This is a genomic window from Sunxiuqinia rutila (assembly GCF_050589705.1).
GTDB classification, from domain to species: domain Bacteria; phylum Bacteroidota; class Bacteroidia; order Bacteroidales; family Prolixibacteraceae; genus Sunxiuqinia; species Sunxiuqinia rutila.
Genome location: NZ_JBNGOT010000007.1, coordinates 144268 through 162342, shown reverse-complemented (window position 1 = coordinate 162342; position 18075 = coordinate 144268). Strand labels below are relative to the sequence as shown.

Sequence of the window (18075 nt, the reverse complement as noted above, 5' to 3'; positions counted from 1 at the left end):
ATTATTCCTCCTCTGATCCAAAAAACTCTGCAAACAATTCTCCGTAGTCGCCACCTGAATCCAGGTAAGCGTCGTATTCCAAGGCATCCCACAAACGAATCCGATCACCAACACCAACAAAGACCACATCTTTGGTGATATTGACCTCCTCCAAAAAATTATTGGGGAAATTCATGCGGCAATTTTCCGGAACGCTTATGATCTTAAAGTTGCGGTAAATCATATCCAGCAAACGACTTTGCCGGCGATTGTTTCGATTCAATTTTGCTTTAAACGAGGCCAGTCTTTTCTCCCAAGCCTCAATTGGATAAATATTTAGACATTTCTCAAACGGATCAATCTCCACAGCAAGCTGCCCATTAGGAACCCGTCCACCCATCTCATTTTTGTAGTCGACAGGCAGCACAACACGTCCCTTTTCATCAAATGTTGCTTTCTTTTCTGCTGAGAAATCCATAGTGTTCAACGTCTATTTTCCTATTGTAAAAATAGTAATTTCTCCGTCCAAATACCACTTCAAGTCACTTTAAGTCACTTCTCTCCACTTTGAGAGCACTTACTGGCTGTTTATATCTTGTTGATAATCTGACGTCAAATCAAAACACAACAACACAAACCCCTAGTAACCAAGAGCAAACATCAAAAGAAAAACTTTTCAACAGCGGTTAATAAAATGGAAGTGCAAAGATTAAAAAAATACAAAATCAGGTCAAACGACGCGGAGCTCAATTTTATTTTCTATTTTTCGACCCTAAAAATAAAAGAGCATGGATGATCAGAGTCCAAAGAAAGTAAAGCCTATTGACATTCGAAAAGTTTTTCATGAAAAAAACCCCAAACTAGCCCGATTTATTCCTGGCTTTGTGTACAACTACATCACGCGCATTGTGCACATCAACGATATTAATGTAATTCTGAAAAACTACGGAGAGCTTGAGGGCATTGAATTTGTCCATCAAATTGTCAAGCATTTTGATGTCAAGGAACGCGTAATTGGGCTGGAAAACATCCCCAGTCAGGGACGGTTTATTTTTGCAGCCAACCACCCCCTCGGAGGCTTCGACGGACTGCTACTGATGTCCAATGTCAACAAATTGCTCGGAGATGTCCGCTTCCTGGTGAACGATGTACTCATGAACATCCCTCAACTTGAAGGCGTATTTGTGCCGATCAACAAACAGGGAGGCCACAGCCGCGACATTGCCAAAATTGTCCACGAACAATACCAGTCAGATGCACAAATTCTGATCTTTCCCTCGGGTTATGCATCCCGAAAAATTAAGGGACAAATTACCGACATGGAATGGAAAAAACACTTCATCCAAAAATCCATTCAATACCAGCGCGATATCATCCCGGTTCATGTTAGTGGACGGAATTCAAATTTCTTCTATCGGCTGGCCAATTTGCGTAAACACCTACACCTGAAATGGAATTTGGAGCAGTTCTTTCTACCCGATGAAACCTTTAAACATCGTGGCCAGGAATTCACCATTTCCTTTGGAAAACCAATCCCTTGGACAAGCTTTGACAAGAGCAAGAATCACAAGCAATGGGCCGATGTTGTTCGTGACAAAGTATATGCCATGTCCGAATCACAAAACCACTGAATTTAAAGAACTCCATAACCTATTTCTTCAATAAATTTTTATAGTTTTGTACCTCAACAAAATTAGCGAACGAAGTATGAAAGATATTGTTGCACCGATGCCTAAAGAAGCGATAATCGCGGAGTTAACACCCGAGAAGCTCTTACGGAAAACTAACAAAGGTGCCAATGAGATCTACGTGATTACGCATCACGATTCTCCTTGTATTATGCATGAAATTGGCCGCCTGCGTGAAATTACATTTCGCGATGCAGGAGGCGGAACAGGGAAAGAGATCGACATTGACCAATACGACACGAGTGAAAACCCTTACAAACAACTAATTGTTTGGGATCCGGACGCGCAGGAAATCCTTGGAGGCTATCGCTACATCATGTGCCCCAACCTTCCTGTTGACGAAAATGGAGATGTAATTCTGGCGACTTCCCGCCTGTTTCATTTTTCAGAAGAGTTTAAAAAAGAGTACCTGCCCTATACCTTGGAACTAGGCCGTTCGTTTGTACAGCCAGCTTACCAATCGAGCAAGGCCGGAGCCAAAGCGCTTTTCGCTTTGGACAACCTGTGGGATGGTCTTGGCGCCCTGATCGTGGATCACCCGGAAATGAAATATTTCTTTGGAAAGGTAACCATGTATTCGCACTTCCAGTCGGATGCCAGAAACTTGATCCAGTATTTCTTTCTGAAGTATTTCCGCGACCATGACAACTTGGTAACTCCTAAGAAACCATTGGAAATGCACATGGACATGGAAGCTCTGGGAAAGATTTTCAATGGTGGATCGTACAAAGAAGATTACAAAATTTTAACGCAACAGGTTCGGGAGCATGGTGAAAACATTCCACCACTGATTAATGCATACATGAACCTGAGTCCTTCGATGAAAACCTTTGGAGCAGTTTTGAATGACCGGTTTGGCGATGTAGAAGAAACAGGAATTATCCTGACCATTAAAGACATCTACGAAGCAAAGAAAGACCGTCACATCGAGACTTACATCAAAGGAAAAGAAGACGACTTCCCAATGCCGGAATAAGCAAAAAATAATTCGATAATAAAAAGGCAGGTTTAACGACCTGCTTTTTTTATGCCGTATCAATTTCAACCCAATCGCTCGTACGGAACTTGATTTTGCTATGACTTTCGCCGAAACTGAAAGATGGAACGCTTCATCAATATCTTTGAGGTTTTGAACACGATTCGCTTCAGGCTGATCGATTCGGCCCGGATGTCGTGCTGCTTCGTGGCGGGACGGCTGGACTTGGCGCTTACCGAAAAGGTCCCAAAGCCTTCAATACAAACATGATTGCCATCAGCTAATTCTTCGACCAGCCGCTTAACAGCCAATTGCACGCCAGCTTCCAATTCAATTGCATTGAAGGTTGTCCCCTTGGCGGCGCGTTCGCACAATTCGCGAAGCCCCACCGTTCGCTGACGAATAACACGAGGATACAGGCCACGCTTTCGCTTTTCTTCCGGATTCAGATTATCGGTCTGTTCATCTAAACGGTAAAAAATACTCATGATGCTTTTCGTTTTAGTGAATTTCAGCCCATCAACTAAGTTCAAGGCTCTGTTGGGCTAAGCAAAAACTGCCGTCAATTTAATTTGAAGACCTAAGTCACAACATACTATATTATAGGTCTTACTATATTATCACCTAGGATCTACTACTCCAAGACCTAAAATATAAAATTAATAGTTGCTGAGGAAATTGTCAATAGCTCCCATGGGTTTAATCAAATGTTGCCTGATTGTTATGCAGTTGCCGGGCAGATAACGCCCCGCCAAAGGTTCCTGTGGTGCAGCACAGCAAGCAGGCCGCCTGCAAATTTGGACAGGATAATCATTGCGGAGTAGTTGTATTCTTAAATGCGGCATTATACAAAAGGCCATTGAATACGTGTATTCAATGGCCTTCGGCTTATTCAATGACCGGGTCTCAAGCCCGGTGCGGTGTCAGCAAGTCATCACGAATTAAGGTAAGGGCGTCCCGCCTGTTTAATAGGCACGACCTTCCTTGCCTTCAACGAAATTAATAAACGAGGTATTAACCACCTTGTTTCCTCCCGGAGTTGGATAGTTGCCGGTGAAATACCAATCGCCCTTATCGCCCGGACAAGCCTCATGTAAGTTTTCAATGCTTTGGTATACGATTTCAACTTCTGCTTTGCATCCTTCCGGTTTAAGCAGCTCGGCAATCTTAGCCGAAATTTCCTCGGCAGTAGACTGGCGGTAAATATCTTTCACATAGTTCATGATCTCTTCCTTTGGAAGATTTTCCTGAGCCTTGCACTTCGCATAAACATCATCAATAACCGACTGCAGCCCCTTATCTTTCAGCAATTCAATAGCCGCTTCAAAAGCGATGAACCGCTCCAACACAGCCATGTCAATTCCATAGCAGTCGGGGTAGCGAATTTGCGGAGCCGAGGAGACAACGATGATTTTCTTTGGATTCAGACGATCCAGAATTTTCAGGATACTGGTTTTAAGTGTCGTTCCCCGTACAATCGAGTCATCAATAATCACCAGCGTGTCCTTGTTTTCACGAATCACACCATAGGTAATATCATATACGTGAGCTACCAGGTCATCGCGACTGGCATCATCTGCAATAAACGTACGCAGCTTAACGTCTTTGATCGCAATTTTTTCAACCCGGGGTTCCAGCGAAATAATATCCTCCAATTCCTCTTCGGTCATGGTTCCGTTACCGGCACGAATCAGTTTTTTCTTACGCTCCAGCAAATGCTGGTTCACGCCTTGCATCATTCCGTAGAAAGCCGTTTCCGATGTGTTCGGAATGTAGCTAAACACGGTATTTTCAATGTCGAAATCAATCGACTTTAAAATGGAAGGAGCCAACAAACGTCCCAGCTGCTTCCGCTCCTGGTAAATATCTTTATCGCTACCACGCGAGAAATAGATGCGCTCGAATGAACAGGACACCCGCTTGTGTGGCACCCGAACCATTTCATGCGACACTTCTCCATTGCGTTTGATAATCATCGCCTCACCAGGCTTAATTTCCTGCACCTGCTCAGCCTTTACATCCATGACCGTCTGGATTACCGGACGCTCGGATGCAACCACTACGATTTCATCGTCCTCGTAAAAATGAGCCGGACGAATTCCCCATGGGTCACGTGTCACAAAAGCATCGCCATGCCCAACCATTCCGGCAATGGCGTAACCGCCATCCCAGTCTTTGCTGGCATTTTCAAGCACACTTTGCACATCCAGGTTTTCTTCAATTAAGGGCGAAATTTCGCGGTTGCTGTAACCTTCGTTTTTATATTGACGGAAGCGGAACTGGTTTTCCTCATCCAAAAAGTGTCCTACTTTTTCGAGTACTGTAACCGTGTCGGTATAGTTTTTAGGATGCTGTCCCAAATCAATCAACTTCTGGAACAACTCATCGGTATTGGTCAGGTTGAAGTTGCCCGCCAAAACCAAGGTGCGCGATTTCCAGTTATTCTGACGCATCACCGGATGCACAAAATCAATACTGTTCCGGCCAAACGTACCATAGCGCAAATGCCCAAGATATAACTCACCGGCATATGGCAGATTTTCATACGCCCACTGGGTGTCATCTATGTCACATCCATCATCAATGGCTTTTTTTACCGTTCTGGTAATCTTATCGAAAACATCTTTGATGGGGTTTTGCTCAATCGAACGATACCGATTAATGTATTCCTGTCCTGGATTCAGGTTCATTTTAACACTCACCACCCCGGCACCATCCTGCCCGCGGTTGTGTTGTTTTTCCATCAAAAGATAAAGCTTGTTGATCCCGTATTGCCAGGTGCCATATTTTTCCTGGTAGTAACTTAGCGGTTTTTTCAGTCGGATTAGCGCAATTCCACACTCGTGTTTTATCGATTCACTCATTGCTCTGTTTGTCAGTAAATAATTTTGGAAACTGAATAATATCTTTCACTATAAAGGCATTGGGGTAGCTTTTTTTAATCTTTGCTTTCAAAGCCAATGCTTCATTTTTTGTCCTGAAATTTCCGACCCGCACTTTAAAATCCGGGCTTCTAAAAATCATGTAAGCCTGCTCTTCGGGAAACTTCTTCAAAAACTCCGTTTTTACTTCCATCGCTTCTTCCCGGGCCCGCAGGCTCGAGCTGAAAAAAATCTCCAGACGATACCCATCGGTACCATTCAGCCGCTTATTCATTTCAATATGCCGTTCCAACAGGGTGTCAATTCGAGCATCTTGCATCACCGGAAGATGTTGATAAACTGTTTCGGTGGTGTTTGAAGAAGCATTTGGGTTGGGGTTGTAAGAAGATTCCTGAGCGCTGAGGGTCAAGCCAAAAAGGATAAAAAAGATCCCTACAAATACTAATTTCATAACAGGTGTCTTTTAAAAGTGCAAATATATATTTAATTGATGGAAAACAAGGGCACATGGTTTTTATCATTCCAAAAAATCAAAAAACTTTACATTAACATCAGATGCTTCGGCTCCTCTGTTCCCTTGTTATCTCATAACGCCTGTACAAAGAAAAAATTTTGCATTTCTGATTCTGCTTAAAATCAATAAATTTGCCAACTGATTTTGAAAGAGATGAGAGAGAAAAAACTATTTATAGAAACCTATGGCTGCCAAATGAATGTAGCCGACAGCGAAGTGGTGGCCGCAATTCTGCAAGACCGCCAATATCAATTGTGTGATAAAGCAGAAGAGGCTGATGCCATTTTCATCAATACCTGCTCCATTCGTGATAATGCCGAGCAACGTATCTGGGGGCGACTCAACCACCTGAAAGCATTTAAAAGGAAAAACAAAAACCTGGTGGTGGGTATTTTGGGTTGCATGGCCGAACGCATAGGCGATCAGTTTTTGGAACATGAAACCGTTGATCTGGTTGCCGGACCTGATGCCTACCGCGACCTTCCTTACCTGATGGATAAGGCACTGGATCATGAACCTGCCATCAATGTAGAGCTCTCCACAAACGAAACCTACGACAACATCACTCCCGTAAGGTTGGGAGACAAAAACATTAGCGGATTTGTAAGCATCACGCGCGGGTGCAATAATTTCTGCACCTATTGTATTGTTCCTTATACCCGCGGACGTGAGCGCAGCCGCCTTCCGCAGGATATTATCAATGAAGTTCGTGACCTGAGTCAAAAAGGCTATAAGGAAGTTACCCTGCTGGGGCAAAATGTAAACTCTTACAAATACTTGCCGGAAGGCGAACGCAAACCTGTACGTTTTTGGGATTTGCTGGAGCTGGTTGCTACCGAATTCCCGGAGATGCGCATCCGCTTTACCACCTCGCACCCGAAAGACATGTCGGACAAAGTATTGAAAGTTATAGCCGCTCATCCCAATATTTGTCGTCACATCCACTTGCCCATGCAGTCGGGCAGCTCGAAAATACTTCAGCTGATGAACCGTAAGTACGACCGCGAGTGGTACATGAAACGAATTGAAGCCATTCGGACCATTCTTCCGGACTGTGGGATTTCAACCGATGTTTTCTCTGGCTTCTGCACCGAAACAGAAGAAGATCATCAGGAAACACTTTCATTGATGGAATGGGCAAAATTCGACATGGCTTTCATGTTTAAGTATTCTGAACGGCCCGGAACCTATGCCCACAAGCACTTGGATGACGACGTTCCGGAAGACATCAAAACCCGCCGCTTAAACGAAATCATTGCACTTCAAAACCGGCTGTCGCTTGAAAGTAACCAGGCAGACATTGGGCAGGTGGTAGAAGCCCTGGTTGAAGGCACTTCGAAAAAAAGCGATGAGGAACTTTTTGGAAGAACCTCAACCAACAAAGTGGTCGTTTTCCCAAACCGCAACTTTCAGAAGGGCGAATTGGTAAAAGTCAGGGTAACCCGTTGCACACAAACAACCCTGATTGGCGAACTGGTTGACTAAAACCGGCAGCTAAGCACAAGCCGGCTTGGCAGCAAATGTTTTTGTTGCCAAGCCGGTTACTTGAAACCTTCAAATTTGGAACTTATAATAGAATAAATGACGATGAGCAACTTAATCGATGAATTTCAGGAATACCGTTCAAAAATGAACGACAAAATACTTTCGTCAGACAATAAAGTCATGAAACGGATTTACAGCGTAGATACGCTGGCATACCAGGAAGGTGCTTTAAACGTAAAAACCAAAGAGATGCTGGGCCTGGTTTCATCTATGGTTTTGCGCTGCGACGATTGTATTAAATACCATCTGGAAAAATGTTTTGAGCAAGGCACCACCACCGAAGAAATTTTTGAAGTGTTCAGTATTGCAAACCTTGTGGGAGGTACAATTGTTATTCCTCATACCAGGCGAGCCGTGGAGTATTGGGAAGCCCTTCAACAGCAATAAGCCGCTTTGCCCGGAAACATGAATACTTAAAATAAAAAAACATGATCGCAATCAGCGCTACTGACAAAAAACTGACCGCTCCGATGGATTTACGATTCGGACGCGCCCCTTATTTCTACCTTACTGACGGCAAAGAGTCGCGGTTTATCGTCAACCCCTATTGTCAGGAAGAGCATGATGTAGCCCCCCGGGTGGTTAAATTATTGTCTGAAGAAAAAGTGGACCGCATAATTACCGGCGAAGTTGGTCCTAAGGCGCATACCAAACTGCAACAAAACAACATCCAGATCATTATGCTCGAAGAAGAGCGCATCAAAATCAGCCAGGTTGTCAAGAAAATTCAATTCTGATCTCCCGCTTCAATCAGGGATAAAGCCCTTTATTCATAAATGGAATTAAAGCCAGCACCAAGCCGTGCTGGTATAAGCTTTGACGCGTAACCCGATCCTGGGTCAACAATCCAACCGCGCCATTTTGCTGTTTCGAATTCTGCTGTTGAAACACGTGGTCATCAGCATCGCCCAGCTCCATCCCCTGGGCTATCAGACGGGCAATTTCAGGCGGTAGTTCAAAACTTCCGGATCGGCCCAGCGACTGCTTTTCCCCATCCGAAACCACGATCCAGGCAAACGCCTGTAAGCTTCCATCCACCAATTCAATGCCCCCTTCAATGCCAACAAAATAATCAGCCGACTCCCCACTCTGCAACAAGCCCTGCACCCTGTTTCTGGCTCCTTCCCGCGTTTCTTCGTCACTTTGTGGCTGTGCGGAAACACCAGATTCAGAGGCCCGGCCATAAACCTGAACAGGCTCTGAAAAACAAATTTTGAAAGCTTCTTTTACGGCATTAACTTTGACCGGATTTTGCGAGGCAATGAGAATGTTCATTCGAATGAATCGTTTAAATTGTTATTGAGGCAATAAAACTACTTTTACATTTTAGAAACATCAAATTTTCAATCCGAAAATGATTATCCGCGAAGCAAAAACAGAGGACGCCGGGCAAATAGCAGCCTTCCAGCTGGAAATGGCTATGGAAACCGAGAACCTTCAACTCGATAAAAATACGGTTACCCTTGGTGTTGAACACGTGTTTAATGACCGTGCCAAAGGAACCTACTATGTGGCCGAAAAAAACGGACAGGTCATTGCCTCCCTGCTTACCACCTACGAGTGGAGCGACTGGCGCAACGGAACCGTCCTTTGGATCCAGTCTGTTTATGTGTTGCCGGCTTTCCGCGGAAGTGGGGTATATAAAAAAATGTACCAGCACATTCAGCAGTTGGTTGAAAAAGACTCCAACTTGAAGGGAATACGGTTGTATGTTGACCAAAGCAACACCCGCGCCCAGCAGGTTTACCAAAAACTGGGTATGACCGCCGAGCACTACCAACTTTTTGAATGGTTAAAAAACTAACTGATGGAACGAAAACCGATTTCTCCGGAAGCACGCCGGCAACTAATCATTGCCCAGCGCAGCGAAATTACGGAACACGCCATATATCACCGACTGGCTTCAAAAATAAAAGACGAGCACAACAGTCGGGTCTTGCAGGCCATTGCCGAGGATGAGCTGAAACACTACAAAATCTGGCAAAAATACACCGGTCGTGAAGTCAGCCCCAGTCGCTGGGAGATTTTCAAATTTTACTGGATCGCCCGTATTTTTGGAATCACCTTCGGGATTAAACTGATGGAAAAAGGAGAAGAAAATGCACAGATCAACTACAATCAGCTGGCCAAAGAAATTCCCGAAGCAGCCACCATCAGCCAGGAAGAAAATGACCACGAAGAAGAACTGATCAAAATCCTGAAAGAAGACAAACTCGAATACATTGGCTCCATTGTGTTGGGACTAAACGATGCCTTAGTGGAAATTCTAGGCACCTTGGCCGGATTGACCTTCGCCTTGCAAAACACTAAAATTGTAGCGCTCACCGGAATCATTGCCGGAATCGCCGGGGCCTTGTCCATGTCTTCTTCCGAGTACCTTTCTCATCGTTCAGAAGGCAATGACGAAGGAGCCCTCAAATCAGCAGTATTTACCGGCATTGCTTATTTGTTTGCCGTGGTGTTTTTGGTGGCCCCTTACTTAATTTTCACCTCGCCCTTTGTAGCCTTGGCCGTAGCTGTTGCCGATTCCATTTTTGTGGTGTTTCTATACAGTTACTACATTTCCATTGCCAACGATCAGCCTTTCCGGAAGCGCTTTGGCGAAATGGTTGTTTTAAGCACTGTCGTCGGGCTCATCTCGTTCGGATTGGGTTATCTGGTACGAATTGCATTCGGGATTGAACTATAAAACAATCCCATCACGGGCTTGTTGATTTCAAAAAGTGAAGGACTATGGGGAGCTATTACCTGGCCAAATTGATACAAGAAGGTGAGCACCAGCAGCAGGATTTTAAATACTGCATCAGCGACTCTAAAAAGATCGCCAAATCATTGGTTGCCTTTGCCAATACCGACGGTGGCCGTCTGCTGATTGGCGTTAAGGACAATGGCAATATCGTAGGTGTGCAGTCCGAAGAAGAATATTACATGGTGGAGGCGGCCGCTAAAGTATTCAGCAAACCCCAAATTGATTTTACCACTCGCCAACATCAGGCGGAAGGCAAGACGGTGCTTGAAGTAACGATTGAATCCAGCCAAAACAAACCCCATTTTGCAAAAACAGAGGAGGGAAAATGGCTTGCCTATTTCCGGATGAAGGATGAAAACAAACTGGCCAACAAAGTCATGATTGAGGTCTGGAGAAAGCAAAAACGCAAACAAGGCATCCTGCTTCACTATTCCAAAAAAGAACAACTGTTGCTTGACTTACTGGAGAAAAGCGGCTCCATTAGCCAATCGGCTTTCAGCAAGCAGGCATGCATCACCTACCGCGAGTCTGTACGCATTCTTTCAGACCTGATTGTATTGGGTGTTTTGGAGATCAATACAGAGGATGATAAAATCCGCTATGTTATTTCAGAAGATTTCGATCGCGAAGAATGGGATACGAAAAATCCCAGTTAGTCCAAAAGCTTCCTGACACAGCCCATACAGCCTGAATCCATCTGACACTGGCACAAAACCCACCATAAGCAAAACGGCCAATCATTTCGGCGCAAAACGTAAACTTTTAATCTTAAAATCAGTTTACTTGATAAAGAAACAGCCTGAAATGAAACGCTCAATAATATATACACTCTTGGCACTGGCAAGCCTGTCACTTTTAACCACTTGCAACAACCATTCACCAAACGATCAGGAGCCGGAACCTACCGACACGGAAGAGCCACAAGAAATCATTGTTGAACCTGTCGACTTTCTGTCCGAAGCCCAATACGACCAATTGATTGTAGAAATCGTTTATATGGAAGGCTTCAAGCTGAATGCCAATTCAATCTACCTGCTGGCCTCTTTTCTGGAAGAGCGCATACACAAAAGCGGAGGCATCTCCATTATTTCCAAGGCCATTCCGTCTGAGGGAAAAGCCAACTACGCCATTGCCGACCTGCAAGCACTTGAAGTGCAATACCGCCAGCATTTGCCTATAGACAAAACGCTTTCGGCCTGGATTGCCATTGTTGATACCGATTATGCCGAAAATAAAGACACCGTAAAAACGCTCGGCATCCCTTACGCCACAAGCTCAATCGCCTTATTCGGAAAAAGCATCCAGGAATTTAGTGGCGGAGAGGAACAGCCATCCCCCCATGTGCTCGAGTCCTCCGTGCTAAAACACCTATTCGGACATCTGCTAGGCCTGGTCAACAAAGGTACGCCCATGCTAACCAACCACCTGGACACCCAACATGACAACCACTGTTCAAATAACTTCTGCCTGATGCATTATACGGCAGCAACCAGTCTGTTCTATGTCAATTTTCCGGGTGGGAATGTCCCTTCCTTGCGGGAGCAATGCCTGCAAGACCTGGAAGGCAATGGCGGCAAATAAAGACAGGTTTAACCAATTATTAATCACTTTCCGAATCCACTTTTGCATTTTATCATTAGTTTTGTTCCACTTGTTACATTGAAATAGAAAACGCCAACTCGAATCCTGAACCAATTCTATGGCTTCTTGTTTTTGATGTTGACTCAGATCCATTTAAAAATATCATTTGTATGAAAAACTTACTTCTTATAGTTGTTAGCTTTCTGCTGGCCAATTCGCTGCTGGCTCAAGAAAACTACAAAACCCTGTCCAAGGAAGATTCTTTAAAAATTTACATTGGACAGCAAACCTACGAGGTGAAAACCTATGTGGAAAAGCACAAAGCCCAAAAGCCCAAAAACATCATTTTCATGATTGGAGATGGCATGGGAGTTTCGCAAGTGCAAGCGGGTCTATCGGCCAATGATGGACAATTGTTTCTGACCAATTTTAAGCATGTTGGATTTTCACAAACAAGTTCGGCAAGCAACTACGTAACCGACTCTGCCGCCGGAGGAACTGCATTGTCTTCCGGGTACAAAACCTACAACGGCGCAATCGGTGTTGATACCGATACAATCGCTCAGCCAACCATTTTAGAAAAAGCCGAAGATAAAGGGCTGGGCACTGGATTAGTATCCAGCTCGGCCATCACGCACGCTACACCAGCTTCTTTCATCGCGCATCAGCCTTCGCGAAGCATGTACGAAGCCATTGCAGCCGACTTTCTCAAGACAGACATTGATGTTTTCATTGGTGGTGGATACAAACATTTTACCGACCGCAAAGACGGACGCAACCTGACCACTGATCTGGAGAAGAAAGGCTATACGGTATTGCAAGACATCAACCAAATTGAGAAGTTCAAATCAGGCAAGCTGGCCGGGCTGACAGCTCCGGAACACAACGGGCGCGCGCCAGAACGAAACGGCATGCTACCAAAAGCCACAAGCAAAGCCATTGAGCTGCTCAGCAAAAGTAAGGAGGGATTTTTCCTGATGGTTGAAGGCTCACAAATTGACTGGGGAGGCCACCAAAACAACACCATTTATGTTGTTGAAGAGGTGCTTGATTTTGACCAATGCATTGCCCATGCTCTTGAGTTTGCAGCCAAAGACAAAGAAACACTGATTGTTGTGACTGCAGACCACGAAACTGGTGGCATGGGAATTAACAACGGCAACACTGCCAAGCAAACGGTAAAAGGTGGCTATACAACCGGAGGTCACACGGGGGTAATGGTTCCGGTATTTGCTTTTGGGCCGGGTGCTGAGGAATTTACCGGCATTATGCAGAATACGGACATCCCGAAAAAAATGATGAAACTACTGGGCTTATAAGCCCCTTATAACTTTCCTGAAAAGGACAAATACCTAAAAAACTATTGCAAGGAAGCCCTTTTCCTTCAATAGTTTTTTATTTTTAGCCCCCGATACTAAAATTTGAAGTTTATGAATACCTCCATGGATGTATTGGATCATGTGCGGTTGAACTTTTCCCCTTCAGGCTTACTTTTTCTGAATATTGCCCTGGCCTTTATTATGTTTGGCGTTGCTTTGAGCATTAGACTACAGGATTTCAAAGACATTATCCAAAAACCGAAGTCGGCCATTACCGGCATCATTTCCCAGTTTTTACTCCTTCCCTTTCTCACATTCTTGCTGGTTATAAGCTTCAAGCCAGCGCCAACAATTGCACTGGGCATGATTCTTGTCGCCTCCTGCCCCGGAGGAAACATCTCCAATTTCATGAGCTCCATGGCCAAGGCCAATGCTGCCTTATCGGTAAGTCTGACAGCATTTGCCACCCTCAGCGCAACCTTTATGACCCCGCTTAACTTTGCGGTATGGGGAAGCATGTATGTGCGTTTTTACAACAACCAATCAGCCCAGGCCCTGCTTCGTCCTCTGGAAATCGATCAGATGCAAATGTTTGAAACGGTCTTTATCCTGCTTGGCGTTCCTGTCATTCTGGGCATTTTCTTTGCCTCTCGTTTTCCGGCAATTACAAAAAAAATCATCAAGCCGTTAAAGATCGCCTCCCTCGCCTTTTTTGTGGTGATGGTGGTGGCCATGCTCTCAGCCAATTTCGACCATTTCATGCGTTTTGTGCACCTGGTATTTTTCATTGTCTTAATTCATAATGCCCTGGCTTTAGGAACCGGATTTCTTTTTAGCACGCTGATGAAACGTCCACGTATTGATCGGCGGACAATCACCATAGAAACAGGTATTCAAAACTCCGGGCTGGCGCTGACGCTCATGTTTAATCCCAAAATTTTTCCGCCCGAACTGGAACTCGGAGGCATGGCTGTAATTGCAGCCTGGTGGGGAATCTGGCATATTTTAAGCGGATTGACAGTTGCCAGTTTATGGGCAAAAAAACCAATGCTGGCTTAATATGAAACACTGGTCCTTTGCCTACGCTTTTGTCAAACAAATAGTACGTGCCGCCATGTGGCTTGTTCACAAACGAATAAGCGTGATTGGCGAAACGAACATTCCCCCGGACACGCCGGTGATCTTTGCCCCCAACCACCAAAATGCCCTGATGGACCCGCTGGCTGTTTTGTGTACCAGCCGCACCCAACCCGTTTGGCTCGCCCGGGCAGATATCTTCAAGTTAAAGGCGGCCCGCCCGATCCTTCGGTTTTTAAAGATCATGCCTGTGTACCGCTTCCGCGATGGCAAAGACAACCTGGGGAAAAATGAAGAAGTATTTGCACAAGCCATTGAAGTGCTGGAAAACAAGAGGGAGTTAGCCCTGTTTCCAGAAGCAGCCCATTCGGGGAAAAGACAAATGCTGGCTCACAAAAAAGCCATTCCTCGCATCGCTTTTTTAGCCGAAGAGAAAAACAACTTCCAACTCAATCTTCACATTATTCCGGTCGGAATTTACTACAGCCACTACTGGCACCTGAACCGGGAGCTGATTGTACATTATGGTGAACCAATTTTGGTTAAGGAGTATGAAGCTGAATTTAAACGCGACAGCCACAAAGCCAATATGGCCTTGCGAAACGAAATTTCAAAACGCGTTGAAGCCCTGACCATCAACATCAAAAGCAAGGAGTATTATGACAATTATGAGTTGATGCGGGAATTGGTTGGTGCTGACTATGCGCACCAATCCAAGGCCGATAAAAACCGTTTGAAAAACCGTTTTTACAGCGACCAAAAGCTAATCAGCTTGCTGGAGGAAAAGGAAGCCAGTCAACCGACGGTGTTTGGCGAGCTTCATCAACAACTAACCAACTACCGCGAAACATTGCATCAGCTCAATATTCACAACAAACAAGTCAGCCAAACCAAGCTTTCGGCCTGGTACCTGGTAAAAAAAAGTTTCGGTGCCCTCTTGCTCCTTCCCTTGTTTTTACTGGGGTTCATCCTGCACTTAATCCCATTTTTTATCCCGCGTCACTTCATTCAGCGCAAAGTAAAAGATCAGCTGTTTTACGGCTCGGTTCAATTCGTGGTCGGACTAATCATTTATTCCGTCATTGGGCTTGTGTTAAGCATTGTGTTTTACCGGTACACCCAGGATGCTCTCCTTACCCTCTGCCTTTTACTAGGCTTTTGGCTGCTGGGAAAATTAGCTTACCAAGCCATGCAATACCTTCTGGACTTGATTAACAATGTTCGTTTTTTCCTGTTCGCCCGAAAAGATCCCAACCAATCATCCCGCTTACTGCGCCAAAAGGCTGAGCTCCGAAACCAATTATTTCAGTTGATTAACGACTGATTTTTTATACTTTTGGGGCGATTTTGAGAACACATGGATTACGTAACCCTTCTTATTCTAGCCATTGGCTTATCGCTTGATTCATTTGCTGTGTCAGTTATCAGTGGTCTCAGCCTGCCCAAAATTCAGTTTTTACAAGCATCCCGCCTGGCCATTATCCTGGCCATCGTTCAGTCGATTATGCCCTTATTGGGTTGGGGACTTCAAAGCGGCGTCCGCCAACTCATTGCTCCCATTGATCATTGGATTTCCTTTTTTATTCTCGCCGGAATAGGCTTAAAAATGATTTACGACAGTTTCACAAACCGGGAAAACCAAAGCATCAAAAACCCTTTAAACCTTCGGGTCGCTTTTTTCCTGGGCCTGGCCACTAGCATGGATGCCATGGCTGTAGGTTTTAGCGTGGCCAACCTGTTCTCAAAACTACTGATTGCCATTCTGATTATCGGATCAACCACCTACTTTGCTTCCATGACTGGAATACTGATCGGCAAAAAGACCGGTCCGCATATTACCCATTATGCCGAACTTCTTGGCGGATTAATTTTACTGTCAATTGGTGCTAAAATTTTGATTGAACACCTCTTCTTGCCTTACTAACTTCTTTTAAAGTTTTGTATCTTCGTGGCTCATTTATGACTAATGAGACACGAGGTAGGTCCATATCTTATCACCCCACTTTTACTTGTTCTTGTTTTTTCAGGAATTGCTGGCCTGATTATCAGCCTATATCTACTTAAATACAAAAGATCCACCGGACTGATTTACCTGGCACTCATGCAATTCGGAACAGCGGCGTGGGCTTTTTTTTATGGATTGGAATATGCTGCAACTTCTTTAAGTTTGAAGATATTTTGGTCCAAACTCTCCTATTTGGGCATTGTGTTTACACCCGTTTTTTTCTATCTCTTCAGCCTTCATTTTGCTTCCAAGCACGCTGCTATAACCCGAAAATTAAAAATTGGCCTATTTAGCTTGGCTTCAATATTTTTGCTGTTGGTACTAACCAATGATCTTCACTTTTTGCATTGGGCATCTTACAGCATCAACCCGGAATTCAACACCACCAATTATGAATATGGGATTTTATTTTGGCTGGTTTTTATGTTCTGTTACACCCTGCTGTTCTTAAGCATTATCAACATTGTTTCACTGATTTTCGAATTTCCGGAGAACTTTCATACCCAGATTATTTTGCTTACTATGGCCTGCATCTTTCCAGTTGTTGGTAACCTCATGTACATTTTCAACGTCAGTCCGGTACCGGGCTTCGACTGGACGCCCATCTTTTTTGTGTTTTCAGGGCTGGCACTCACCTTTATGAATGTTCGTTACGGCACCTTCGACCTTGTTCCCATTGCCCGCAATAAATTTTTGGATATGCTTCCTGATGGAATTGCCGTTGTTGACCGCCACCAGCGAATTGTTGATGTCAACCCGGCATTCTTACGACTTACACAGCAAGATCGGAATGACATTCTTGGGAAGTCACTGGTTACCGCATTTCCGAAAGTAAAATCGTTGATGGAACAGCTGGCCCCCAAGGAAATTCTTGAGCCCATTGAGCTGGATGCCGAAATTCATGGTGAAACCATCTATTTCGACCTTCGGATTACGCCCCTTTACGATCCAAAAAACAACCTCTCGGGGCAGTTAATCACCCTGCGTGACATTACCGAAAAAACGGTTTACGAACAAAAAATCAATCAAACCAACCAGCAGCTAAAACAAGAAATTGAAGAGAAAGAAAAGCTGATTGCTGATTTGGATGCCTTTGATCATACGGTAGCTCATGACCTAAAGAATATTATCGGCGCCATTGTGACCTCAACGGATTTAATTCAGTCTGAAGTGGAACAGCAAAACTTTCAGGACTTGGGTGAAATCATTGAACTCATCCAGCTTTCAGCCAACAAATCCTTGCATGTTATTAAAGAATTGCTAACCCTGGCCAGTGTCCGGCAACAGGATGTAAAATCAGAACCTGTGGACATGCTTCGGGTGTTTGAAGAAAGCGAAAAACGGCTGGCGGATATGATTAAAACCTCGGAGGCAACCATCATCAAACCCAAGGATTGGCCGTCGGCCTATGGCTATGGTCCCTGGATTGAAGAGGTGTGGGTGAACTTTTTGAGCAATGCCATTAAGTATGGGGGCAAGCCGCCGGTTATTGAGTTGGGGTCCACCCAATTTTACAGCGAAAAGAAAATCCGCTATTGGATCAAAGACAATGGCGACGGCTTGAGTCCAGCCAAGCAGAAAAAGCTATTCAGAAAGTACGAGCGTTTTAACCAATCTCAAATTGAAGGTACAGGGCTGGGCCTTTCCATTGTAAAACGTATTGTTGAAAAACTGGGTGGCGATGTGGGCGTGATCAGCAATGCCATTCCGGGAGAAGGCTGCATCTTTTACTTCACCCTCCCGCAAGACTAAGGTTACCG

Annotated in this window: 19 protein-coding genes; 14 read left to right on the top strand and 5 right to left on the bottom strand. The window is 44.7% G+C overall.

Features of this window, described 5'->3' with window-relative positions; genetic code table 11:
* Position 1: 1 nt before the first annotated feature.
* Positions 2-457, bottom strand: a complete 456-nt coding sequence (locus ACRD6K_RS10780) for a division/cell wall cluster transcriptional repressor MraZ (RefSeq protein ID WP_299580747.1) — start codon at positions 455-457, stop codon at positions 2-4.
* 310 nt (positions 458-767) lie between these two features.
* Between ACRD6K_RS10780 and glsA the strand changes: the two genes are divergently transcribed.
* Together glsA and glsB are read left to right on the top strand one after the other, a co-directional pair.
* Positions 768-1610, top strand: coding sequence for a lyso-glycine lipid O-acyltransferase GlsA (gene glsA / locus ACRD6K_RS10775; protein ID WP_430973264.1), 843 nt, complete (start codon positions 768-770; stop codon positions 1608-1610).
* Positions 1611-1686: 76 nt separating this feature from the next.
* The gene (glsB, locus tag ACRD6K_RS10770) at positions 1687-2643 is read left to right on the top strand and encodes a glycine N(alpha)-acyltransferase GlsB (RefSeq protein WP_299580753.1); all 957 of its coding nucleotides are present in this window, start codon (positions 1687-1689) and stop codon (positions 2641-2643) included.
* A 98-nt stretch (positions 2644-2741) separates the two neighbouring features.
* On the opposite strand, the gene ACRD6K_RS10765 is transcribed toward glsB, so the two are convergent.
* From ACRD6K_RS10765 to ACRD6K_RS10755, 3 genes are all read right to left on the bottom strand, one after another.
* Positions 2742-3131, bottom strand: coding sequence for an HU family DNA-binding protein (locus tag ACRD6K_RS10765; protein WP_430973263.1), 390 nt, complete (start codon positions 3129-3131; stop codon positions 2742-2744).
* Between the two features lie 477 nt (positions 3132-3608).
* Positions 3609-5507 carry an amidophosphoribosyltransferase gene (locus tag ACRD6K_RS10760; protein ID WP_299580759.1) on the bottom strand — a complete coding sequence of 633 codons (1899 nt, stop codon included), beginning with the start codon at positions 5505-5507 and terminating at the stop codon, positions 3609-3611.
* On the bottom strand, positions 5500-5976 hold the full coding sequence (locus ACRD6K_RS10755; RefSeq protein ID WP_299580762.1) for an SPOR domain-containing protein: 477 nt from the start codon (positions 5974-5976) through the stop codon (positions 5500-5502). The genes ACRD6K_RS10760 and ACRD6K_RS10755 overlap by 8 nt, the downstream gene beginning before the upstream one ends.
* A gap of 216 nt (positions 5977-6192) precedes the next feature.
* On the opposite strand from ACRD6K_RS10755, the gene miaB reads away from it, so the two are divergent.
* The 3 genes from miaB (at position 6193) to ACRD6K_RS10740 (ending at position 8321) form a co-directional block, all read left to right on the top strand.
* Complete coding sequence (gene miaB, locus ACRD6K_RS10750) at positions 6193-7524, top strand: tRNA (N6-isopentenyl adenosine(37)-C2)-methylthiotransferase MiaB (protein ID WP_430973262.1); 1332 nt, start codon at positions 6193-6195, stop codon at positions 7522-7524.
* A gap of 102 nt (positions 7525-7626) precedes the next feature.
* The gene (locus ACRD6K_RS10745) at positions 7627-7971 is read left to right on the top strand and encodes a carboxymuconolactone decarboxylase family protein (protein WP_430973261.1); all 345 of its coding nucleotides are present in this window, start codon (positions 7627-7629) and stop codon (positions 7969-7971) included.
* Between the two features lie 41 nt (positions 7972-8012).
* Positions 8013-8321, top strand: a complete 309-nt coding sequence (locus ACRD6K_RS10740; protein ID WP_430973260.1) for a NifB/NifX family molybdenum-iron cluster-binding protein — start codon at positions 8013-8015, stop codon at positions 8319-8321.
* Positions 8322-8334: 13 nt separating this feature from the next.
* Here the strand turns inward: ACRD6K_RS10740 and yjjX are convergent, their stop codons facing one another.
* On the bottom strand, positions 8335-8859 hold the full coding sequence (gene yjjX, locus ACRD6K_RS10735; protein WP_430973259.1) for an inosine/xanthosine triphosphatase: 525 nt from the start codon (positions 8857-8859) through the stop codon (positions 8335-8337).
* 79 nt (positions 8860-8938) lie between these two features.
* Between yjjX and ACRD6K_RS10730 the strand changes: the two genes are divergently transcribed.
* The 9 genes from ACRD6K_RS10730 to ACRD6K_RS10690 all read left to right on the top strand — a co-directional run bounded on the left by ACRD6K_RS10730 (position 8939) and on the right by ACRD6K_RS10690 (position 18067).
* Positions 8939-9388: a GNAT family N-acetyltransferase gene (locus tag ACRD6K_RS10730; protein ID WP_299580776.1), complete on the top strand. Its 450-nt coding sequence runs from the start codon at positions 8939-8941 to the stop codon at positions 9386-9388.
* 3 nt (positions 9389-9391) lie between these two features.
* Positions 9392-10273 (top strand): VIT1/CCC1 transporter family protein, encoded by an 882-nt coding sequence (locus ACRD6K_RS10725; RefSeq protein ID WP_430973258.1) that lies wholly within the window; start codon positions 9392-9394, stop codon positions 10271-10273.
* 44 nt (positions 10274-10317) lie between these two features.
* The gene (locus ACRD6K_RS10720; protein WP_430973257.1) at positions 10318-10989 is read left to right on the top strand and encodes an AlbA family DNA-binding domain-containing protein; all 672 of its coding nucleotides are present in this window, start codon (positions 10318-10320) and stop codon (positions 10987-10989) included.
* A 148-nt stretch (positions 10990-11137) separates the two neighbouring features.
* Positions 11138-11914, top strand: coding sequence for a zinc metalloprotease (locus tag ACRD6K_RS10715; RefSeq protein WP_299580785.1), 777 nt, complete (start codon positions 11138-11140; stop codon positions 11912-11914).
* A gap of 170 nt (positions 11915-12084) precedes the next feature.
* Complete coding sequence (locus ACRD6K_RS10710; RefSeq protein ID WP_430973256.1) at positions 12085-13233, top strand: alkaline phosphatase; 1149 nt, start codon at positions 12085-12087, stop codon at positions 13231-13233.
* 111 nt (positions 13234-13344) lie between these two features.
* The gene (locus ACRD6K_RS10705; RefSeq protein WP_430973255.1) at positions 13345-14292 is read left to right on the top strand and encodes a bile acid:sodium symporter family protein; all 948 of its coding nucleotides are present in this window, start codon (positions 13345-13347) and stop codon (positions 14290-14292) included.
* Between the two features lies 1 nt (position 14293).
* Complete coding sequence (locus ACRD6K_RS10700) at positions 14294-15634, top strand: 1-acyl-sn-glycerol-3-phosphate acyltransferase (protein WP_430973254.1); 1341 nt, start codon at positions 14294-14296, stop codon at positions 15632-15634.
* Positions 15635-15667: 33 nt separating this feature from the next.
* Positions 15668-16234: a manganese efflux pump MntP gene (locus tag ACRD6K_RS10695; protein WP_430973253.1), complete on the top strand. Its 567-nt coding sequence runs from the start codon at positions 15668-15670 to the stop codon at positions 16232-16234.
* Positions 16235-16276: 42 nt separating this feature from the next.
* A complete protein-coding gene (locus tag ACRD6K_RS10690) occupies positions 16277-18067 on the top strand; it encodes a histidine kinase N-terminal 7TM domain-containing protein (protein WP_430973252.1) in 1791 nt (596 codons plus the stop codon).
* Positions 18068-18075 lie beyond the last annotated feature (8 nt).